This is a genomic window from Rhodospirillales bacterium, assembly GCA_016712595.1.
Taxonomy (GTDB): domain Bacteria; phylum Pseudomonadota; class Alphaproteobacteria; order Rhodospirillales; family Defluviicoccaceae; genus Defluviicoccus.
The window spans coordinates 2,095,988-2,117,937 of sequence record JADJQT010000001.1; the positions used below are offsets into that span (position 1 = coordinate 2,095,988).

A 21,950-nucleotide genomic window follows, 5' to 3' on the forward strand; every position below is an offset into this window, starting at 1 on the left:
ACCCAACGCGCGCAGATGGGCCGTCCATGCGCGCGGCTGACGGGACAGGCCGGTGTCTGTGAACGATGCGATGGCACATCGATGGTGGGTGGGGGTCGTGCTTGGCCTTGGTCTTCTGGTGTGTACGGCGAGCGAAGTATCCGCCGAGGGCACGGTTGCTGGCCCTCATTTCAGCGATGCAACCCTGCAGGCTTTCGTTATCGCCGCTCTGCGCGTTGGTAACCTGATCGACTCCTGGCAACCGATCATCGACGCTGCTCCCACCCTTGAGGATAAGGCGCGACTGAAGCAGGCCGCCGACGCCCGGATGTCCGTCGTCATCAAGGCGGGTAGCACAATTTCCGTCGGCGATTATCAGGCGGTTCGTCGCCGCGCCGAATCTGACCCGGCGCTGCAGGAGAGACTCTCGAGCATACTGCAAGGTGCGGTGGAGCAGCGATGACGACTGATATCCTGGACGATGGTTCGAGCGTGAAAGTCTGTACGATAAGCGCGGGTTTCTTGCGTTTTGCGACACTTGCCATGTTTTTGTCGGTGCTCGGTGCGTGCGGCGGGCTCGCCGGCGGATCGCACAGCCGTTCAGCGGCCGAGGCGGCATTCCCGCCGAAGCCGCGAGATTGCAAGATTGACGTCTATCGCGATCATCCGCCCGGGCGCGCGTTCAACGTTGTCGGACACGTGGTGGTGACCATCGAGCAGCCGCCTGGCACTCCGCCGTTGGATGACGACAGTATCATCACCTCGGCCCTGCCGCAGTTGCGCGAGGGGGCATGCGACGCCGGGGCGGATGCTCTCGTCGATGTCGTCGTTCGCCCCGGCACCGGGCAAATGGCGGTGGTCACGGCACAGACGGTGCGCTATAGCGCCAGCCGCTGATACGTACCGCGGTAAATTGACGCGTCCGACGCGGGCGTCTCAGCCGCTCGCCGTTGACGTTTCGGGCCCGGATGTAAGCGCCGCGCTATTCCTTTCGCTGTTGCCGTCCTCATCGCCATCGCCGATCGCCACAAGGTCGAGACGGCTCGCGCGCATCGCCAGCTTGTCGGTCGATACGCGGATCTGGCGGAGGTCGTCGGTGGCCTGATCGAAATGCCGCTGCAGGTTCGCTGCGCGCTGATCGATGCGGGCGACGTCTTCAACGATCGCGCGAAGTTCAGCCTGAATAACCGTTGCCTGCCGCTTCAGACGGACGTCCCGCAGAACCGCGCGCACGGTATTCAGTGTCGCCCACAGCGTCGACGGCGAGACGATCCAGACCTTGCGGCGGAACGAGTCCTCGACAACGTTGCGAAAGTGCGCATGCAGCTCGGCGTAGACGGCTTCCGAGGGCAGGAACATCATCGCTGAATCCGCCGTCTCGCCGGGGACGATGTACTTGGCCTCGATGTCGCGCACGTGCCTGAGCACATCCTGGGCGAACGCGCGTGCGGCACGGCTCCGCTCGACCTCGTCGCGCGCCGCACACAGCAGGCGATAGCTTTCGAGTGGAAACTTCGAATCGATGACGATCGGGCCTGGCGGATCGGGCAGTGTCAGCAGGCAGTCGGCCCGGCAGCGATTCGTCAGCGTCGCCTGCAGGCGAAAGGCGTCCGCCGGTAGCATCGAGGCGACGAGTGCCTCGAGCTGGACTTCGCCGAACGCTCCGCGTGCCTGCTTGTTGGCGAGGATGTCCTGCAGGCCAGCAACCTCGCTCGATAGCGCGGTGATCGACTTCTGTGCCGCATCGATGAGAGCGAGGCGCTCGTGCAGCGCGCGCAGCGTTTCAGAGGTGCGTTCGCCATGTTCGATCAGCCCCTCGCCGAGCCGGTGCGACAGGGAATCGAGGCGATGATCGAGACCTGCTTGCGACTGCTGCAGGCGTCCGGCGAGCTCTGCCTGTCCCCGCGACAGGCTCTCGGCGATCTCCGCGAGGCGGCCGATCTGCGCTGCCGTTCCGTCCCGCGTCCGCTCGCTGCGCAGGACCGCCAGCACAAACCCGGCGAGAGCCAGCAGCGCCACGCCCGCGGCAGCCGCGATCCATACGCCGCCACTGACCGTCGACGATGAGAACAAATCGTGCATAAACGCCACCTTGCACCACGGCTGCGGTAAACGCAAACTTCCCTGGCGTTGGATCAACCATGCGAGAAATACTCATGTTGCGCCTGCCGCTTGCCGCCGCCGTCCTTCTCGTCATTGGTTCCTCAAGTTTCGCTGCGGAGGTTGTCCTCACGCCCGATGAGCGCGAGCAGCCGCTGAATTTGACCCTGTATGGAGACGGTTCCGCGGTCGTTTGGGACCGGCGCCCTGCCGATCTCGCCACCGGTGCCAACCGCCTGGTGTTTGAAGGCGTCAGCCGGCAGATCGTGCCGGCGAGCGTGATGATCGAAGCGGCACGCGGCATCCGCCTCGTCGACGTCGTCTACGATTTCGCCCTGTTGACCCCCGAATCGTGATTGCGCCGGGCGCTCGGCAAGCCGGTCGGGGTCGTCCATATCCATCCGACGAGTGGTGAGGAGATTGTCGAGCCGGCGACGCTCCTCAGCGTTGAGGCGGGGGCTCTGGTGCGGGTCCGGGATCGCGTCGAGGCGGTCGATCCGGCTCGCATCGTGTTTTTCGACGTGCCCGCCGACCTGCGGCCCCGTCCGACACTCATGGCGACGCTCGACGCCGAAGCCGCGGGACACCAGAGCATTGCCCTCGGCTACCTGACGCAAGGGCTGGGCTGGAGTGCCGACTACGTTGGTTTATGGGACGAGGCGTCGGGTCAGATCGAACTGTCTGGACGGGCGACGCTGTCCAATAGCAGCGGCGGCGATTTTCCTGACGCATCGCTGGCGCTGATCGCCGGGTCGATCAATCGTGTCAGTCCGCCGCGGCCGGCGCCGATGGCGCGTATGCAGGCCGCACCGATGATGGCGGAGGCCAAGGCGATGCCGGAGCGCGAGGAATTCGCCGACCTGCACCTTTACCGGATCGCCGATCGCGTCAGCCTGCTCGATCAGCAAACGAAACAGGTCGCCCTGATGGCGCCGCTGCACCTTTCAGCCGCGGTGCATTATGTCAGCGAGGGCGGCGTGACCGCGTATCGGCAGGCGGGCGAGCCGCGTGTCACCCATCCCGAGGTACGGCTCCGCTTCGAAAACGCGGGGGAGGGCGCGGTGCCGCTTCCGGCTGGCATCGTTCGTCTCTACGCGACGGCTAAGGATGATACCCCTCGGCTGTTGGGTGAGGATCGGATCGACCACACCGCCGTCGGTGCACCCGTCACCTTGACGCCGGGCACCGCTTTCGATCTTTCGGTCGAGCGCCGGCAGACGGACTTTTCGCGCAGCGGCCTGCCTGATACGGTCTCGGAGAGCGCATGGAGCATCGAGGCGAAGAACGCGCGCGACAAGCCGGCCGTCATCGACGTCGTCGAAATCGTCCCCGGCGACTGGACGGTCCTCGCCGAAAGCGCCAAGCACGAACAGTCGACGAGCGATCGACTCACCTGGCACCTTATCGTTCCGCCCAAAGGCGCCGCGACCCTGACCTACCGCGTCCGCATCCAGCAGTAAGAATAACGGGGCGGCGGGATTGAATACCTCCCAATTGAGATGAATCGGCTATGCCCGCCTCAAGCCGAATTGGTCTGACAACGCGCCTAATCTTGCTCGCGCGGACGCGGCGCCAGCGTGAATGATTGTGCGAGCGGTTTCATCCTGGCGTTGGTGGCGACGAAGAGGAAGCCACCGACCAAGCCGAAGTTTTTTAGAAACGGCCAGAAATTGTTCATCCAGTCGGCGCTGCCAAAGGGATAGATCCAAAAGTTATGGAATAACACCGCCGTAGCCACACAGTAGAAGCAGAATAGTAGCGCGAATTGCCGGGCGTAGATGTTCAGCAGGATGCCCAGAGACCCGAATACCTCAAGGCAACCGCCAAGCAATAGCAGCAGCCAGCCGGGCATCGGCATACCGGACACGTCCGCCTGCGCCACCGCGTTGCCGTAGTCAAAGATCTTGTCGAGGGCGCTGAACGGGAACAGCAGAATGAGACAGGCCCGGGCGATAAACGGCAGGCAGCGGTCGATGCTGCTCATCGTTGCACCAGACGCATCGCGTGCCCATCCGGGTCGCGGACCATCACCGCCCGAGAGAACCCCAACGCCGTCTCGGAAATCGTCGTCACGTCAGGCGAGACGAAGCGGACGCCGGCGGCGCGCAACGTGTCCGTGGCAGCCTGCACGTCGTCCACCAGCAGCGTCGTCTGCCAGTGCCACAGGTCGTTCGCCTGGGTATCCGGCGGCATCGGCCGGCCGCCCGGCGGTGTCTCGTACTGCAGAAACTCGACATGCGGCGGCGCGTTTGCCGGCACCATCGCTGTGACCCGGACACGGGCAGCGAAAACGCTGTCGAGATAGTCCTGAGTCGGGCCGATGTTCAGGCTGCCGCCGGCCGCCGTCATGCCGAGCTGGTCGTGGTAAAACGCCAGGCTTGCCGCGGTATCGCCGACGGTGATCGCGGTGTGGTCGATGCCAAGGAAGAGCCGGTTGCCGGCTTGATGCCAGGAGGCTGCCCCCTTGTCCGGCGGGAACCACAAAAGCTCCAGGTCATGATTGTCGGGATCGCGGAACTTGATCGCCCGAATGCCGGCCGCCGGAACGTTCGATGCCGGGATCGTCTGCGGCTCCGGGCTGATCTGCCGCACCTGATGTCGTTGCAGCATCGCGTATGCCTGGTCCATGTCGCTGACGACAATTGCCATATGCTCGAACCACAAATCGTTGCTGCGGGAGGGAAGCGGGATGGGACGACCATCCGGCGGCGCAACGTATTGGGTGAGTTCGACGATCTGGTCGCCGAGACGCATGTGCACGATGCGGACACGCGAGCCGAAAACACCTTGAAGGTGATCGTACAGCGGGCCGCTGGTCTGGAAGTCCGCCACCTTCTCGAAGGACAGGACGTCGGAATAGAAAGCCACCGATCGATCCATATCGGAGACGGTAAACCCGATCATTACCACGCGCTGCACCGTAAGGGCGGCACAGTCGCGGGGAAATGCCATGGCGGAGCAGGCAAGGCCGAGCAGCACGAGAACGACGCGCGCCACCCGAGACGTTGTCCAGGACGCGATGGGCGACGGGCGCAGGCCGCATCTGGCGGCACGCCGTGGGCCGTTGCGCGATCCTCGGATCATCCCATGGCTCCTTTCCGTCCCGTCCATCCCAGGCTATCGCCACTACCGACGAGCCTGCGAAGCAGCGATGCCCCGAGTTGTTGCGCGCGCGCCTCTGACCAGCAGATTGGCGAGTAGAATCAGCACGACCGCAATCGCGACGGCGCCGAGATAGACGTCGGATAGGGAGAGGTCGCCGAGCTGGCGTAGCGGACCGACGGCGAACGCACCGATCCCGTATCCCAGCATATAAGACGCGACCATCCAGCCGGAGACGGTCTCGACGAACCGTGGTGATTCACTGCTGGCGGTGCCGATGCTTAGCGGCAGGCAGGCGGAGCAGGCGAGGCCGGCAAGCGCGAACGCTGCTACCCCGAACGTCCCGTCCGACGCTACGGCGACGCACACCAGAGCGGCGGCGATCAGCACCGGCAGGGCGCGAAAGATCACCAGTGCGGAAATTCGCGCGGAAGCCACGGCGACGAGCAGGCGGCCTGCGGTCACCGCCGCCCAGAACACCGCGAGCGCCAGATTGGCGGTCGCTTCGGGAAGGCGCGCTGCTGGTGGAGATAGACCGTTCCCCAATTGCCGAACAGGGTTTCACAGATGCCATAAAGTAGCGCGAAGGCGATCCAGATCCAAAAGCGCAGCGGTAGAGCCCGGCAACGGCTGCCGCCGCGAGCGCCGGTGCCGCGCCGCCGGCACTGCTGGAAAGCGCGAGGGGCTGGCTCAGTGCCAGGCCCGAAAGCAGGACGGCGGCAGCGGCGATCGACGCCGGCAGGATCCACCACGCGCCGCCCTCGGCGAGAAGCGAGACGATCAGCGGCGCCAGAGCCGTGCCGGTGCCTAATAGCGTGTGCAGGGCGGTGATGGCGGTTTCGCTGCGGGCGGGAAAAAATCCGGCAGCATAGGCGTTGATCGCGGTGAGCGTCCCGCCGAAGCCGAGACCGAGCAAGCCGGTCGCCGCCAGCACCATCGCGAAGGCAATGCCGTTCACCCCGGCGAGCGCGGCGCTCAGCGCAAACGTCGCCATCGCAAGGGCGTTACAGCCGAAGCCCGCGAGGAGCACCGTTTTCAGGCCACGGCGGCGGGCCAGCGTCGGCGCCAGCAGCGAAGCCAGCACCGAGCCCACGAACAGCGGCAGAAAGATGCTGCCATACTGATTGCTCGAAAGCCCGTAGCCGTCGGCGGCGGTGAGAATCGTCGCCGCCGCCGGGACGCTGACCAGGGCAAGGCCCTGGGCCAAGCCACCGCCATAGATGACGGCAATCTCAGTGGCCCGCGCCACCGCCACCCTCCCGCGTGATGCCTTCCAGAGCCGCACGGGCGGCCTTAACGCCAGACTCCGCTATGGCCAAGACCTTGTGCTCCCTAGCTTTGCCAGCCGCCGGTCCCACCGCACAGGCAGGAGCGCGGGCGCCATTACGGCAATGCCTCTTATTTCCATCAAAAGGGTAAACAATGACGGCGGCCGCACCAAGCGAATTGATGCAGGGGTCGTGTGAAAGAAAGTTGGCGCCTGGCCGTTCGGCTGCTGCCCCGGGGTGTCCGTATCATGGGCGCTGCGCGCCGCGCTGGTTGGTGTAGATGGCAAACAGTGTGTGCGAGGCGCAGATAAACAGGCGGCTGCGGCAGCGACCACCAAAGGCCAGGTTCGAGACGGTGAACGGCACCTTGATCTTGCCGAGAAGCGCGCCCGACGGATCGATGCAGTGAACACCGTCGCCGGCGCTGCTCCAGACGTGGCCATCCTCGTCGCAGCGGATGCCGTCGGCGTTACCGGGGCGCACTGTGTGGAACACCCGCCCACCGCGGATGTCGTCGCCGGCCTCATCGACATCGAGCACCCGGATGTGCCGCACCGGGGCCTCCGCGAACTGCAGGCCGGTCTCGACGATGTAAAGGCGTCGCTCGTCGGCAGAAAAGCACAACCCGTTCGGACCTTCGAAATCGTCGCTCACCACGCTCAAGGCGCCGTTGCGGGGGTCGAGCCGATAAACCCGGGCCGGCAGCTCCTGGTCCTGTTTGCCGCCCTCGTAGTCGGTCTGGATGCCGTAGGGCGGATCGGAGAACCAGATCGTCCCGTCGGATTTCACCACGACGTCGTTGGGGGAGTTCAGGCGTTTGCCGTCGAAGCATTCGGCGAGAACCGTGACGCTGCCATCGTACTCGCTGCGTAAAACACAGCGTTTCTGATGGGAGCAGGTGATGAGACGGCCCTCGCGGTCCCGCGTCTGGCCGTTGGGAAATCCGGCGGGCTGGCGGAAGACGGTCACGCCGCCGCGCTCCGTCCAGCCCAGAATTCGATCGTTCGGGATATCGCTCACCAGCAGGCACCCCATGTCGGCGAACCACACCGGACCTTCCAGCCAGCGGCAGCCGTCGGCGAGCTTTTCCAGCGGCGCATTCGGCAAAACGAAGCGACGAAAGCGCGAATCGATGATCTCGAAACTATCCATTGGGGGGACTCGGTCTTCGTTGCCAGAATCAGGTGAAACAAGGTCAGGTGAAGGCGCCCGGGCGGGCAGCGATCCACGCCGCGCCGTTGAGCTGGACGACCATCAGCACGGCCGGCGCGTCGCCGACGGTGCCCGAGCGATGTCCCTCGCGCCCGGTGCCGTCGGGTCTGGCGTTTTGATCGCCACCGAAGGAGATCTCGCCGGGACCCATCTCCACGCGCGTCCCATCGGTGGTCTCGACGAACCACGACCCCGACAGGGGCACGATCCACTGCGGCTTGGGATTGCCGTGCCAATCGCCGATCCAGCCGGTCGGCAACGTGGCGATCAGAACGGTGGCTTCGGCGCTGACGAGTTCGTCGTTCCACTGCGGTGCCGCGCGGCCACCCATGCTCTGCAGGTGGAATGCCGACAGCGCGCAGCGGGTCTGATGGGTGACGCCGTCGTCGTCGGTCCAAACGTGCCAATAGGGCACCTTTGGTGCCGCGGATCGCGGCGCTTGCGGTTCATCTTCGCTGGTGATCGGTTTGATCTCGGGGGAATGTGCCATCGGCTCTGTCCTCTTCTGCCGGCGTCGGCTTGCCGGCACCATGACGGTACGGACGGTCGCTAGCGCGCAACCATCAGCAATAAGCCGCCAACGAGCCCGAAGTTCTTGAGAAACTCCCATGCATGCGGGTATCCCTCGCTGCTTGGCGACCAGAATCGCGGGTACTTCCAGAAGTTGTGATAGAGAATTGCCGTAACCACGCAGTACCCGGCGAGAACAATGCCGGCGATCCGATCCTGCCAGCCGCAGATGATCAGGACGGGGGTGATAAACTCGAGCAGCATTGCCAGCACGAGCAGCAGCGGGCCGCCCGGCAGAAAACTCGACGTTGCCTGTTTGAGCGCGCTTTCCCAGTTGAAGATTTTATCGAGGCCGCTGAACGGAAAAATGACGACCAGGCAGACTCTGGCGATCTGCGGCAGCGCATCGTCGGCCAACCATTCCATATGCCCGATCTTCCCCGCCGGCGGTGGCGATCGGCACCGTGCCTGTTGTCGCGGAATCGCGTGCGCGTTCCCGCCGTATCGACCGCACGGCCCAATGGTAGAGCAATAACACCGCGACTCGACCGGGAAAATAAGGCACATTGAGCGCAGCGACACACGCCGTCCGGTGGCGATCGCCGCGGAAGGCCGTATCAACGGGACGAAAGAACCACGGCCGTTGTCGGAAAACTCCAAGCACCGGGTGGTCATCGTCGGAGGCGGCTTCGGAGGAGTTTTCACCGCCAAGCACCTGCGCCGGCTCGCCGGCAGCGGTGTTCACATCGAGCTGATCAGTCGCAACAACTTCTTCGTCTTCCAACCGCTTCTGCCGGAGGTTGCCGGCGGCAACATCCATCCCGCCGATGCGGTAAGCCCGCTGCGTCTATTTCTGCCGGGTGTTTGCGTTCGCGTCGCCGACGCCAGGAAGATCGACCTGTTGACGAAGACCGTTCACGTGACTGTCGGGCGCGATCGCGAGATTACCGCCATCCCCTACGATCACCTGGTGATTGCGCTCGGCCAGGTCGTCGATCTGAGCCGGACTCCCGGACTGGCCGACCGCGCTTTGGTGATGAAGGATGTTGTCGACGCCTTTCAGATCCGAAATCAGCTTTTGGGCTGTCTCGAGGACGCCGACTCGACGCCGGACCCTCGGCGCAGGCGACGGCTGCTGACCTTCGTCGTCATCGGCGGTGGCTTTACCGGCGTCGAGACCCTGGGCGAGATGCAGGAGCTTCTCCGCAAATCCCTTCGCTACTACCCCTCGGTCCGCCCGGACGAGGTGAGGATCGTTCTCATCCAGCATGGCAGCCGTATCCTGCCCGAGTTGCCGGAGCACCTTGCGGCGTATGCGAGCGCGGCGCTGCGCCGTCGCGGCGTCGAGATTATGCTGAGCACGGGCGTAAAGGCGGTTACGAACAATGGTATCGAAACCGATGGCGGGCTGATTCTCGATGCGGAGACGATCGTCGCCGCGATCGGCAATGCGCCGTCACCGCTGATGCGCACGGTTGCGCTGCCGCTCGATCACGGCCGGATCGTTGTCGATCGTTGCCTGCGGGTTCGAGGGATGGACGATGTTTGGGCACTGGGTGACAACGCCCACATTCCCTTGGGCGATCCGAACGACACCAACACCGCGTACGCTCCGCCCCTTGCCCAGTTCGCCGTTCGCGAAGCGAAAGTGTTGGCGGGCAACATCGTTGCCAGCTTCGACGGTCGCGCATTGGCGACGTTCGAATACCGCGCCGTCGGTGCGATCGCATCGCTCGGCGGGCGGTCTGGCGTTGCCGACATTCGCGGTGTTCGGGTCAGCGGGTTTTTCGCCTGGGTCGCCTGGAGGCTGCTCTACCTCGGCTTTCTTCCCGGCCTTTCCACCCGTATCCGGGTGGCGGTCGACTGGGCACTCGACCTCTTCATCAGCCGCAGTATCGTCGAGATTCGCCCGGCCCGCTCAACCAGCCGCTCCCTCCGCCTGCTGCGCGGAGATCTGGTGATCGAGCCGGGAATCGAGCCGGCCGGGGTCTATGTCGTGATCTCGGGATCGTTCGAGCGCACCACTTCGGCGCCCGGCGAACAAGGCGCGAGCGTGCACACCTGCCGGCTCGCGCCGGGCGAATGCTTTGGGCTGTCGCTCGACGGCACGCCGCCGCCGGTTCCCGAGTGGGTCCGTGCTTGCGAAGACTCGATGGCGTACGTGATCGACAAGAGCGATCTGAAACACTTGGCGATGGTCTCGGCTCTGGTCGAGAAGCGGGGGCAGGCGATCGTCAACAAGCAACCGGAGCGGGCATGACCAGCGAGGGCGATGGCGAGATTTTGCGATTGCGTCAAGCCGATGGCGGAGAGAAGCGGTGGCGGCGCTGGGGGCCCTATGTCAGCGAGCGGCAATGGGGCACGGTGCGCGAGGATTACAGCGCCAGTGGAGATGCGTGGAGCTATCTGCCGCACGAAGCTGCGCGGTCCTATGCCTATCGATGGGGTGAGGACGGCCTTGGGGGATTTTGCGACGATCAGCAGAATCTTTGTCTTTGCGTCGCTCTGTGGAATGGCAACGATCCGATTTTGAAGGAGCGGCTGTTTGGTCTGACCAATGCCGAGGGCAATCACGGCGAGGACGTCAAGGAACTCTACTATTACATCGACGCGGTGCCGTCCTACAGCTACGCGCGCATGCTGTATAAATATCCACAGGCAGCGTATCCATATGATTGGCTGAGAACGGAGAACCAGCGACGAGGTAAGCAGCAACCTGAGTTCGAGTTGCTCGATACCGGACTGTTCGACGAAGACAAATACTTCGATGTTGATATTGAATACGCCAAGGCGGATGTCGACGATATCTTGATGCGGATCACGGCAACCAACCGTGGGCCGCAAGCCGCGTGCTTGCACGTGCTGCCGCAAGTCTGGTTTCGCAATACGTGGCAGTGGTTCACCGACGCCAAGCGGCCGTCGTTGGTGGCAGTGGATCAAAGCACGATCCGCGTCGAGCACGAGATGCTCGGCTCATTCACCGTTCACTTCGATCAGCCGCGCGAACTGTTGTTTTGCGACAACGAAACCAACGCGGGAAAGCTCTACGGTGCGACCGATGCCCGCGGCTTTTTTAAGGATGCCTTCCACGAATATGTGGTGAACGGAAACGCGGGCGCGGTCAACCCCGCCAAGGCCGGTACCCGGGCCGTCGGCGTCTACGCGCCGGTCGTACCGGCAAAGGGGAGCGTGGAAGTTCGGCTGCGGCTCTGCCCCGGCGCGCCCCGCGCCAAGGCGTTTGCCGATTTCGATGCGATCTTTCGCCAGCGTCGAAGCGAGGCCGATTCTTATTATGCCGGTGTGCAGAGCAACATCCCGGACGAGGACGTTCGGCGAGTGCAACGCCAGGCGTTCGCCGGCATGCTGTGGTCGAAGCAGTACTATTACTACGACGTCAGGCAGTGGCTGGATGGTGATCCCGGCCAGCCGGAGCCGCCGAAAAGCCGCAAGTCCGGCCGCAACAGCGACTGGTTCCATTTCTACGCTGCCGACATCATCGCCATGCCGGACAAGTGGGAATACCCCTGGTTCGCCGCCTGGGACTGGGCGTTTCACCTGGTGACGCTGGCGTTGATCGAACCCCGATTCGCCAAGGACCAGCTTCTGCTGCTGTGCCAGGTTTGGTACATGCACCCGAACGGTCAGATGCCGGCATACGAATGGAACTTCAGCGACGTCAATCCACCGGTGCACGCCTGGGCGGCGTTACGCATTTTCGAGTTGGACAAGCGGTACAACGGCGGCAGCGGCGATCGCGACTTTCTCGAACGCGTGTTCGTCAAGCTCCTGCTCAATTTCACCTGGTGGGTGAATCGTAAGGACCCCTCGGGGCGCAATGTCTTCCAGGGCGGCTTTCTCGGCCTCGACAACATCGGCAGCTTCGATCGCTCCGCGCCGCTGCCGGTCGATGGCACGCTGACCCAGTCGGACGGCACCTCGTGGATGGCGATGTTCTGCCTGAACATGCTGCGGATCGCCCTCGAACTGGCGCAGAGCAACCATACGTACGAAGACATCGCCATCAAGTTCGGCGAGCATTTCCTGTTGATCGGCGGCGCGATGACCAATCTCGGCGGCGAGCAAATGGGGCTGTGGGATGACCAGGACAACTTCTACTACGACTGGCTGATCCGTGCGTCGGGTGAAAAGGTTCCGCTGCGGCTGCGCTCGATCGTCGGGCTGATACCGCTGTTCGCGGTCGAGGTCCTCGACGAGGAACTGCTCAAGGCGGCGCCGGAGTTCGCCCGGCGGATGAAATGGTACCTCCACCATCGTCCACAGCTGGCGAAGTTGGTCACCCGCATGGAAAAGCCCGGTGCCGAAAACCGGCGGCTGATCGGAATCACCCGCGCCTTTCGCATGAAGCGGGTGCTCGAGCGCATGCTGGACGAGGCGGAATTCCTCTCGCCGCATGGCGTGCGGGCGATTTCCCGCATTTACCAAGATCACCCTTACGTCTTCTCATGCGATGGGTTCAGCTCCGAAGTGAGATATACGCCGGCGGAGTCCGACACCGCCTGTTTTGGCGGCAACTCCAACTGGCGGGGGCCGGTGTGGATGCCGGTGAACTACCTGATCATTGAGAGCTTGTGCAAATTCGGCTCGTTCTATGGCGACGGATTTCGTGTCGAGTGCCCGGCCGGCTCTGGCAACATGCTGTCGCTGAGCGAGGTGGCGGATGATCTGCGTAACCGGCTGGTCCGTATCTTCCTGCGCGACGCGGATGGTCGCCGGCCGGTGTTCCATACCAGTGAGAAGCTGCAAACCGATCCGCACTTCAAGGACTTCATCTTGTTTCATGAATACTTTGACGGCGACGACGGGCACGGCGTCGGCGCCTCGCACCAGACCGGGTGGACCGGCCTCATCGCCAATCTCATCGACGAGCTCTATACCGGCCAATAGCTGAGCGTCTGCGGGAAACCAGGAGGAAGGAAAAGGATGGCGAGCGAAACGACGGCTTCACAACTCAATCGCGATCTGCCGAATTATAAGATGTGCCCGAAACTGCTGCTCGGGCAGAAAGCCCTGGTGACCGGCGCGAACTCCGGTATCGGCGAGGCGGTGGCGATCGGTCTGGCGCGGGCCGGCGCCGACGTTATCGTCAATTACGTGACCAACGATGCCGCGGCGCAAAACGTCGTCCGGTCGATCGAGGCCGAGGGCGTCAAGGGGCTGGCGATCGAGGCGGACGTATCCAAGGAAGTCGAGGTGGAGGATATGTTCGCAAAGGCCCTCGCGGCCTTCGGCACGCTCGACATCCTGGTGGCAAATGCGGGATTGCAAAGGGATTCGTCACTGGTCGAGATGACCTTATCGGAATGGAACACGGTCATCGGCATCAATCTGACCGGCCAGTTCATGTGCATCCGCGAGGCGGTCAAGGAGTTCCTTCGCCGTGGCGTGCGCAAGGAGGTGTCCGTTGCCGCCGGAAAAATCATCTGCATGAGTTCCGTGCATGAGGTGATCCCGTGGGCCGGCCACACCAACTATGCCGCGTCGAAGGGTGGTATCTCCATGATGATGAAGAGCATGGCGCAGGAACTGGCGCCGCATCGCATCCGGGTAAATTCAATCGGCCCGGGCGCGATCCGCACGCCGATCAATACCGCCGCGTGGGACTCGCCGGAAGCCTACGCCGAGCTGATGAAGCTGGTTCCGTACAGGCGCATCGGCGAGCCCGAGGACATCGCCAACGTCGCCGTATTCCTCGCTTCGGACATGGCCGACTACATCAACGGTGTGACGATCTTCGTCGATGGCGGCATGACCTGCTATCCCGGTTTCGCCACCGGCGGCTGACGCGACCGCCGCACGACCGGCGCGGCGCCACTGTCGCGCGATTCGACGCGGCGTCGCTGCCGCACAAATCGGCGCAACGCCGCTGTCATAGAGACCGGCGCAACGCCGCTGGTGCCGATCGCATCAATGGCGCTGCAAGCTCGGGTAGGGATTGCAGCCCCGGCAAGGATCAGACGAAGATCACGTCGCTCGCGCTGGTGATGTTGTCGATCTGCACGATGTCGCCATCGCTGCCGTCGAGCCGGATCTGCAGGTTGCCGCCAACGACCTGAACGAACGTCCAGCCCGTCGCCACCGGCAGGTCGATGACGTCGCCTTGTCCCTTGTAGTAATCGGCGATCTCGTCGAAGTCGGTCACGCCATCGGTGGCATCCGCCGCCTCAAACCGGAACGTGTCCGCCTGACCGCCGCCGATCAGAACATCGTTGCCGCCGCCTCCGGTCATGATGTCGGCTCCGGTGCCACCAAAAAGCTGGTCATTGCCTCCGTCGCCGGCGAGGGTATCGTTGCCGTCGCCACCCACGACCGTATCCTCTCCCTCGCCGCCGGAGGCGCTGTCATTGTTGGCATAGCCGAGGGTCTGATCGTTGCCGTCGCCGCCGAACAGTGTGTCGTTGCCGTCGCCGCCGCGGATGATTTCATTCCCGATGCCGCCATCGAGGACATCGTCGCCTTCGTTGCCGACCAGCGAGTCATCGCCATTGCCACCATCGAGGCTGTCATTCTGGTAATAGCCGGACAGAGTATCGGCACCCTCTCCGCCGATGATCGTATCATCGCCGCCGCCGCCAATGAGCGCGTCGGCACCGTTACCGCCATCGATGAGGTCGTTCTCGGTATAGCCGAATACCGCATCATCGCCGTCTCCGCCGATGACGGTATCGGCACCGCTGCCGCTTTCGATGCTGTCGTTGCCATTCCCGCCGGTGATCAGGTCCATCCCACTCGAGCCGTACAGCGAATCGCTGCCGTCGCCGCCGTCGATCGTATCGTTGCCGTTGTTGCCGGTCAGGACATTGTCGAGGGCATTGCCGACAATACCGTTGTCACGGTAGTTGCCGGTCCCGGAGACTGCGGTGCCGATCAAGGTGAGGTTTTCGAGGTTGCCGTTGGCGAGGAAGTAGTCGATCGCGGAGATGACGCGGTCGTTGCCTTCGTTGCTGAGTTCGACGATGACGTCGCCGGCGGAATCGAGATAGAAGCTGTCGTCGCCGGTGGAGCCGATCAGGCGGTCGTTGCCGGTCCCGCCGTCGAGCGTATCGTTTCCGGCCTGTCCATCGAGGGTATCGGAACCGGTGTCCCCGAAGATCGAATCGTCGCCGTTGCCACCGAGAACCGAATCGTTTCCGGCCAGGGCGAAAATCGTTTCCGCACCATTGCCGGCGGCATAGGTATCGTCGTCGGGCGTCAGCGTGACGATCGCGCCGTCGCCGATGGTTACGTGCGTCAGATCGCCCGGGAACGAACTCAGCGGTGCCGTGGCGTCGGTGAGCCGGTGCGTGCCCGCGGCCGTGCCGTCCGAAGTCCAAAGCTCGTCGCCGTGGACGCCGTCGTTGGCGAGGAAGTAGAGCGTTCCGCCGACGTTGGTGAGCTGGTGCGGCGCGCTGCCGCCGCTGCCGGCATTGATGTCGGCAACCAGGACGGTACCCGGCGCCGTGCCGTCCGATCTCCACAACTCAAGCCCGCTGGTGCCGTTCGAGGCGACGAAAAACAGCGTACTGCCGATCGCGGTCAGTCCGGTCAAGGAACTGGTGTCGGTCCCGGGATCGATGTCGGCAACGCGCACCGTGCCGGCCTCGGTGCCGTCGGATTTCCATAACTCGCGTCCACTACTGCCGTCATCGGCGGTGAAGTAGAGCGTGCCGTTGACGTCGATCAACTCGCCCGGGCTCGATCCCTCGCTGCCGGGATTGATGTCCTTAACGAGGACCGTCCCGGCCTCAGTGCCGTTCGTCTTCCATAGTTCCAGACCCCCCGCATCGTTATAGGCACGAAAAAACAGCGCGCCGGCGGAGACGGTGAGTTCCTCGGGCGCACTGCTCCCCTCACCGGCGTTGATATCAGCAACCCGGACAGTGCCGGCGGCTGTGGCGTCCGACGTCCACAGCTCCGTGCCGCTCGCGTCATCGTACGCCTGGAAGAACAACTTGCCGGCGAAGCTGGTCAGATCCGTCGGGTTTCCCCAGGCGGTTCCGGTGTTAATATCCTTGACGAGCACGGTGCCGGCGGCGGTTCCGTCCGACTTCCACAGCTCGCCACCGTGGCTTGTGTCGTTGGCACGGAAATAAAGCGTGTTTCCGACGACGGTGAGTTCCGATGGATCGCTGCCCTCCGTTCCCGAATTGATGTCCTTGACCAGAACGGTGCCGCCGGCTGTGCCGTTCGAGGTCCATAGTTCCGCGCCGTTGGCGTTGGTTGTCGCGGCGAAGAAAAGCTTCGTGCCAACGGTCGTCAACTGTTCCGGCCGACTGTTTCCACTTCCGGACTCGATGTCCTTGACGCGAACCGTGCCCGCCTCGGTGCCGTCGGACGTCCAGAGCTCTGTGCCGCTGCTGCCATCCGAGGCGGCGAAAAAGAGCGAGTTGCCGACGACGGCGAACTCGCTCGGGTTACTGCCGCTGCTGCCGGGGTTGATATCGGTGATGCGCCATGTGCCGCCGACGCTGCCATCGGATGCCCATAGTTCGTTTCCACCCGCGGAGTCGTAGCCAGCGAAATAGGCGGTGTCGCCTAAGGACGCGATCGCTCCCGTCTGCAACCCCCTTGAACTGTCAATGTCGGGCGCAAGGTCAGCAAGCAGCACGGTGCCGGCCGACGTGCCGTCGGAAACCCACGTCTCGTATCCGCTGGTCGGACTGAACGCGGAAAAAACCACCTGATCGCCGAGCGCGGTGAGTGAGGATGGGTTGCTGCTGCCGCTGCCAGGGTTGATGTCGGCAACGCGGACGGTTCCGCCCGCGGTTCCGTCCGATGTCCACAGCTCGCGGCCGCTGGTGCCGTCGGCGGCGGAGAAGAACAGAGTGCCATCGACATCGGTCAGATCCTGCGGGCTGCTATAGCCGGCGCCGGGATTGATGTCTTCGACCTGAATGGTTCCGGCTTCGGTTCCGTCCGATGTCCATAGCTCGCGGCCATCGCTGCCATTGTCGGCAACGAAAAACAGCCGGTCACCGATGGCGATGAGATCGCTGGGGTTGCTGCTGCTGGCGCCGGGATTGATGTCCTTGACCTGAATGGTCCCGGCTTCGGTTCCATTCGATGTCCACAGCTCGCGACCGCCGCTGCCGTCACTGGCGACGAAAAACACGCTGGCGCCGACAGCGACGAGATCGCTGGGGTTGCTGCCGAAGTTGCCGGGATTGATGTTCTTGAGCTGGATGGTTCCAGCTTCGGTTCCGTCCGAAGTCCATAGCTCGCGGCCGCCGCTGCCGTCATTGGCGACGAAGAACAGCCGACCACCGGCAACGACGAGATCGCTGGGATTGCTGCCGGTACTGCCGGGAACGATATCCGCAACACGGACGGTGCCGGCTTCGGTTCCATCCGAGCTCCACAGCTCGCGACCGCCGTTGCCATCGTTTGCGGCGAAGAACAGCCGGCCACCAACCGCGACAAGATCTGTGGGATTGCTGCTGGCGCTGCCAGGATTGAGGTCGGCAACGCGGACGGTTCCGCCCGCAGTTCCGTCTGATGTCCACAGCTCGCGGCCGCTGGTGCCGTCGGCGGCGACGAAGAACAGCCGCCCACCGACATCGACAAGATGGTCAGGGTTGCTCCCGGCATTGCCGGAACTGATGTCGGCAACGCGGACGGTCCCGGTCTCGCTTCCGTCCGACGTCCACAGTTCCGCGCCGCTTGTCCCATCGTTCGCGGTGAAGAACAGCCGGCCGCCGACATCGGTCAATGCGCTCGGCTCACTGCTCGCGCTTCCGGGGTTGATATCTTTGAGTCGGACGGTACCCGCAGACGTACCGTCGGAGGTATAGAGTTCAACGCCGCTGGCAGTGTCGCTGGCGGTGAAAAACAAGCGTTGCGTCATGACAGGCTCCCCCTTGACGTCATTTGATCGAAATCCGCGCTACCTTGATCCGCCGTCCAACCTCGCCGGCGGTGGTTTGGACGCGCCCGACCGCTTGAGCGCACCGCCGCGTACGACCGATCTGGCAGGCTCGGCCCCGCTGGCTCGTGCCGTATTGTGATTACGTGCTCGCGCCACGGTTCCGCAGACCATTTTGGTCAACAACATCTCGCGAACCCAGGGTTCGCGGTCTGTTTTGAGCGGATCAGTTCTCCGCGCGCTTCTTCCCCCGGCGTTGAATGATCTCGAACGGTATGGTCCTGCTTGCGGCTTATCCGTCCCTACTGCACTCTCAGCGGCGCTATTCAAGATCAGGAAAGCATGCAGCGAATGAAGGTGCCATCGGATTTTGCAAGGGATTGCCGGCGTTGCGGAAGCTGGGACGCACGATCAACGTGCCGCTGGCGCGTGGTCAACAGGGCGCGCCTGTCACAAATTCTTCATGCAGGCTCGACGTCGCTCATCAAGGTCTTGTCTGGCCGATGAGGGACTGATTGCATGGGATGCGAACAACTACGACGTGAAACGTCAAAGATGATCTGACGATAATTCGGTCTTTGAGCACCGGACCATCCGATCGGTGGCCAAGTCCGGCGAACGCAGCGCGCTTTCGAGCCCTGTCCGGCCATGCTATACGGCGCCCGGAGCCCTTTCGGCACGCACTTGTCTGCAGGAAAGAATTTGAAGGATGGGCGAGTTCAAACTGAAACACAACCGCATCGGCGTCCTGACATCCGGCGGCGATTGCGCTGGGCTGAACGCTGCGATTCGCGCGATCACCTACCGGGCCATTCAGGATTATGGCTTTTCCGTCGTTGGCATCCTAGCCAGCACCGCGGGCTTGCTGGAACGACCGGTGCGTTATCGCGAGCTGACCCTTGACAACATCGGCAGCGCTCTTTTGCGCGAGGGCGGAACGGTCCTCGAGACGGTCAACAAGGGCAATCCCTTCGAATACCCGATGGCTGATGGCAGCATCAAGGACCGGTCCGACGAGGCGATCGAGGGCTTTCGCGCACTGAACCTCGATGCGCTGATCGGCATCGGTGGCGATGGCAGCGCGCGGATTCTCTCCGCTCTTGCGGCGAAGGGAAACATTCCGTTTGTCGGCGTGCCGAAGACCATCGACAACGATCTTGCCGAGACCGACTTCGCCATCGGCTACATGAGCGCGGTCGAGGTTGCGGTCGATGCAGCCGACCGCCTGCAGCCGACCGCGGCCAGCCATCGGCGGACGATGGTGCTGGAGGTGATGGGCCGCGACGTCGGCTGGATCGCGATCGCGACCGGCATCGCCTCCGGGGCCGACGTGATCCTCGTTCCGGAGGTTCCGTTCAGCATCGATAAGGTGATTGCGCATCTGCGCTCGCGCCACGCCCGGGGGCAGAATCACGCCCTCGTCGTCTGTTCGGAAGGCGTGCGGATGGCGGAGGGTAGCACGGTCTCGCATGCCCACTCCGACGGCGAGATTCGCTACGGCGGCGTCGGTGCACTGATCGCCGACCTGATCGCCCGCGGCACCGGCGCCGAGACCCGCGTGACCGTTCTGGGTCATGTCCAGCGCGGCGGGGCTCCGTGCGCTTTCGATCGCATCCTCGCCAGTTCGCTCGGCAGCCGGGCGGTCGACCTGATCGCGCAGGGCAAAACCAACCGCTACGTCGTCTGGCGTGACGGCCGTGCCGAGGACGTGGCGCTGGAAGAGGTCGCCGGAAAAACCCGCGGGCTTAAGGAAGACGGGATGATGATCGGCACCGCCCGGCACCTCGGCATCTGTCTCGGAGACTGATAAGACCGCCCGGTCGCAGGGAAGGAGGTTCAACGATGCCGCTCGATGCACTGAAGCAGTTTCTCAAGATGGAAGCAGCGGGAGGTCTGGTGCTGGTGGCTGCAGCCATTCTTGCGGTCATTGTCGCCAACTCGCCGCTATCGTCCGTCTACCAGGACTTTCTTGACGCGCGCGCACACATTGGCATCGATTCCTTTCAGCTTTCCAAGCCGTTGCTGCTGTGGATCAACGACGGACTGATGGCGGTGTTCTTTTTCGTCGTCGGTCTCGAGATCAAGCGGGAGTTCCTGGCCGGACAACTGGCGCGCCGCGAGCAAGCGGTGCTTCCGGCCTGCGGCGCGCTCGGTGGCATGGCACTGCCGGCGCTGATCTTTGTTGCAATCAATCTCGGCGAGCCCGACCATCTTGCCGGCTGGGCGATTCCGGCAGCAACGGACATCGCCTTCGCGCTCGGCGTTCTGGCTTTGCTGGGCTCACGCGTCCCCTTATCGCTGAAGGTGCTACTGACGGCGATCGCGGTGCTCGACGACCTCGGCGCGATCATCATCATCGCCGTGTTCTACACGGATCAATTATCGCTGACGGCACTGACGATGGCCATCTCGGCGCTCGCCGTGCTGGTGGCAATGAACATTCTCGGCGTTCGCCGCATGGGCGTCTATTTCGCCATCGGCGCCGTGCTGTGGGTGTGCGTGCTGAAATCCGGCGTGCACGCGACCCTCGCCGGTGTCGCGCTGGCGATGACCATTCCGCTCGAAGAGGACGCGAACGGCCACTCGCCCGCGCGCCATCTCGAACATTCGCTGCACAGATGGGCGGCCTTCGGGGTGCTGCCGATCTTCGCCTTCGCCAACGCCGGCGTTTCGTTCGAGGGCATCGGTTGGGCAAGTCTCTTCGAGCCGGTGACGCTCGGCATCGCTCTTGGCCTGTTCCTCGGCAAGCAGGCCGGGGTGTTCTCGTGCATATGGCTGACGGCCCGCGCCGGCCTCGCCCGGTTGCCCGAAGGTACGACGTGGCGGCAGATCTACGGGGTCTGCCTGCTCTGCGGCATCGGCTTTACCATGAGCCTGTTCATCGGTGGTCTGGCCTGGGAGCACTCCAACTTCGATGCGCCGCTGCGGCTCGGCGTCATCGTCGGCTCGATTCTCTCAGCATGTACGGGCGCGGTGGTCCTGCTCTTGCCGCAGCGCCGTAAGGCGACTTCCCCCGGGGCGTAAGCGGCAGGGCGGGACCGCCCGGGCGCCCGTCCGGTGCGGCCGCCCTGGGTAGCACGCTTGGGGCGGCTAGCCGCCCATGATGTTGTAGCCGCCGTCCATATATAGCACCTCGCCGGTGACGATCTTGGCGAAGTCGCAGGCGAGCGTCGCCGTGGCAAGACCGACTTCGTCCGCTGTCACCAGCTTGCGGGTCGGGGCGCGCTGCTTGGTCTTTTCCAGCAGTTCGTCGAAGCGGTCGATGCCGGACGCGGCGCGGGTCATCACCGGACCGGGGGAGATGATATTGATGCGAATGCCCTTCTCTCCGAGTTCGGCGGCCATGTAGCGCGCCGCCGTTTCCAGCGCCGCCTTGGCCGGCCCCATGATGCCGTAGTGGGGAACCACCTTCTCGCCGCCGAAATAACTCATGGTGAAAATCGCGCCGCCGCCGGCCATCAGCGGTTCCGCCAGACGGGTCATGCGGATCAGCGAATGCACCGAGATGTCCATCGCTGCCAGAAAGCCTTCGAGCGAGCAGTCGGTGACCCGGCCATGAAGGTCTTGCATCGGCGCGAACGCGATCGAATGCAGCAGGATATCGAGGCGACCCCAGGTTTTCTCGATCGCCGCGAACACCGCTTCCAGTTGACCCGGCTCCCGGACGTCGCACGGCAGGTACAACGCGTCCTCGACGTCAAGCACGGCAGCGAGCTGCGCCGTGTAGGTCTTGGTCTTGTCGTTCAGGTACGTGATCGATAGGTCGGCGCCGAAGGCGCGGAACGCCCGCGCGCAGCCGTAAGCGATCGAATCCTTGTTGGCAATGCCGACGACGAGCGCCTTCTTGCCCGCGAGCGGACGCTCGTCAATGGACAGCGGTTTTAAGGCCGGGTCGTCCGGTGCGATCTGCGACATGAACG

Annotated in this window: 19 protein-coding genes; 9 read left to right on the forward strand and 10 right to left on the reverse strand. The window is 63.8% G+C overall.

Annotated features, from left to right (window positions below):
- Nucleotides 1-70: 70 nt before the first annotated feature.
- Nucleotides 71-442: a DUF4168 domain-containing protein gene (locus tag IPK66_09490; GenBank protein MBK8175468.1), complete on the forward strand. Its 372-nt coding sequence runs from the start codon at nucleotides 71-73 to the stop codon at nucleotides 440-442.
- The gene (locus tag IPK66_09495; GenBank protein ID MBK8175469.1) at nucleotides 439-876 is read left to right on the forward strand and encodes a hypothetical protein; all 438 of its coding nucleotides are present in this window, start codon (nucleotides 439-441) and stop codon (nucleotides 874-876) included. The genes IPK66_09490 and IPK66_09495 overlap by 4 nt, the downstream gene beginning before the upstream one ends.
- Before the next feature lie 39 nt (nucleotides 877-915).
- Here IPK66_09495 and rmuC read toward each other — a convergent pair whose 3' ends face one another.
- The gene (gene rmuC, locus IPK66_09500) at nucleotides 916-2,061 is read right to left on the reverse strand and encodes a DNA recombination protein RmuC (GenBank protein MBK8175470.1); all 1,146 of its coding nucleotides are present in this window, start codon (nucleotides 2,059-2,061) and stop codon (nucleotides 916-918) included.
- A gap of 59 nt (nucleotides 2,062-2,120) precedes the next feature.
- Here rmuC and IPK66_09505 point away from each other — a divergent pair, with 59 nt between their 5' ends.
- Nucleotides 2,121-2,435, forward strand: coding sequence for a hypothetical protein (locus IPK66_09505; protein ID MBK8175471.1), 315 nt, complete (start codon nucleotides 2,121-2,123; stop codon nucleotides 2,433-2,435).
- Nucleotides 2,436-3,539 (forward strand): DUF4139 domain-containing protein, encoded by a 1,104-nt coding sequence (locus IPK66_09510; protein ID MBK8175472.1) that lies wholly within the window; start codon nucleotides 2,436-2,438, stop codon nucleotides 3,537-3,539.
- A gap of 86 nt (nucleotides 3,540-3,625) precedes the next feature.
- On the opposite strand, the gene IPK66_09515 is transcribed toward IPK66_09510, so the two are convergent.
- From IPK66_09515 to IPK66_09545, 7 genes are all read right to left on the reverse strand, one after another.
- Entirely contained in the window at nucleotides 3,626-4,063 is a 438-nt protein-coding gene (locus tag IPK66_09515) for a DoxX family protein (protein ID MBK8175473.1), read from the reverse strand.
- Complete coding sequence (locus IPK66_09520; protein ID MBK8175474.1) at nucleotides 4,060-5,163, reverse strand: VOC family protein; 1,104 nt, start codon at nucleotides 5,161-5,163, stop codon at nucleotides 4,060-4,062. The genes IPK66_09515 and IPK66_09520 overlap by 4 nt, the downstream gene beginning before the upstream one ends.
- Nucleotides 5,164-5,205: 42 nt before the next feature.
- Nucleotides 5,206-5,406: a hypothetical protein gene (locus tag IPK66_09525; protein ID MBK8175475.1), complete on the reverse strand. Its 201-nt coding sequence runs from the start codon at nucleotides 5,404-5,406 to the stop codon at nucleotides 5,206-5,208.
- A gap of 34 nt (nucleotides 5,407-5,440) precedes the next feature.
- Entirely contained in the window at nucleotides 5,441-6,430 is a 990-nt protein-coding gene (locus tag IPK66_09530) for a hypothetical protein (GenBank protein ID MBK8175476.1), read from the reverse strand.
- A gap of 265 nt (nucleotides 6,431-6,695) precedes the next feature.
- Nucleotides 6,696-7,601 carry an SMP-30/gluconolactonase/LRE family protein gene (locus IPK66_09535; GenBank protein ID MBK8175477.1) on the reverse strand — a complete coding sequence of 302 codons (906 nt, stop codon included), beginning with the start codon at nucleotides 7,599-7,601 and terminating at the stop codon, nucleotides 6,696-6,698.
- Between the two features lie 43 nt (nucleotides 7,602-7,644).
- Nucleotides 7,645-8,124 (reverse strand): cupin domain-containing protein, encoded by a 480-nt coding sequence (locus tag IPK66_09540; GenBank protein ID MBK8175478.1) that lies wholly within the window; start codon nucleotides 8,122-8,124, stop codon nucleotides 7,645-7,647.
- 86 nt (nucleotides 8,125-8,210) lie between these two features.
- Nucleotides 8,211-8,597, reverse strand: coding sequence for a DoxX family protein (locus tag IPK66_09545; protein MBK8175479.1), 387 nt, complete (start codon nucleotides 8,595-8,597; stop codon nucleotides 8,211-8,213).
- Nucleotides 8,598-8,814: 217 nt separating this feature from the next.
- Here IPK66_09545 and IPK66_09550 point away from each other — a divergent pair, with 217 nt between their 5' ends.
- From IPK66_09550 to IPK66_09560, 3 genes are all read left to right on the forward strand, one after another.
- Complete coding sequence (locus IPK66_09550; GenBank protein MBK8175480.1) at nucleotides 8,815-10,431, forward strand: FAD-dependent oxidoreductase; 1,617 nt, start codon at nucleotides 8,815-8,817, stop codon at nucleotides 10,429-10,431.
- Nucleotides 10,428-13,076: a glucosidase gene (locus IPK66_09555; GenBank protein ID MBK8175481.1), complete on the forward strand. Its 2,649-nt coding sequence runs from the start codon at nucleotides 10,428-10,430 to the stop codon at nucleotides 13,074-13,076. Before IPK66_09550 ends, IPK66_09555 begins: the two co-directional genes overlap by 4 nt.
- Nucleotides 13,077-13,166: 90 nt before the next feature.
- Entirely contained in the window at nucleotides 13,167-13,973 is an 807-nt protein-coding gene (locus IPK66_09560; protein MBK8175482.1) for an SDR family oxidoreductase, read from the forward strand.
- Nucleotides 13,974-14,142: 169 nt separating this feature from the next.
- Here the strand turns inward: IPK66_09560 and IPK66_09565 are convergent, their stop codons facing one another.
- Nucleotides 14,143-18,012: a hypothetical protein gene (locus IPK66_09565; GenBank protein MBK8175483.1), complete on the reverse strand. Its 3,870-nt coding sequence runs from the start codon at nucleotides 18,010-18,012 to the stop codon at nucleotides 14,143-14,145.
- Between the two features lie 727 nt (nucleotides 18,013-18,739).
- Between IPK66_09565 and IPK66_09570 the strand changes: the two genes are divergently transcribed.
- The gene (locus IPK66_09570) at nucleotides 18,740-19,837 is read left to right on the forward strand and encodes an ATP-dependent 6-phosphofructokinase (GenBank protein MBK8175484.1); all 1,098 of its coding nucleotides are present in this window, start codon (nucleotides 18,740-18,742) and stop codon (nucleotides 19,835-19,837) included.
- Between the two features lie 35 nt (nucleotides 19,838-19,872).
- The gene (gene nhaA / locus IPK66_09575) at nucleotides 19,873-21,054 is read left to right on the forward strand and encodes a Na+/H+ antiporter NhaA (protein ID MBK8175485.1); all 1,182 of its coding nucleotides are present in this window, start codon (nucleotides 19,873-19,875) and stop codon (nucleotides 21,052-21,054) included.
- Between the two features lie 66 nt (nucleotides 21,055-21,120).
- On the opposite strand, the gene fabI is transcribed toward nhaA, so the two are convergent.
- Entirely contained in the window at nucleotides 21,121-21,945 is an 825-nt protein-coding gene (fabI, locus tag IPK66_09580) for an enoyl-ACP reductase FabI (GenBank protein ID MBK8175486.1), read from the reverse strand.
- Nucleotides 21,946-21,950: the final 5 nt, after the last annotated feature.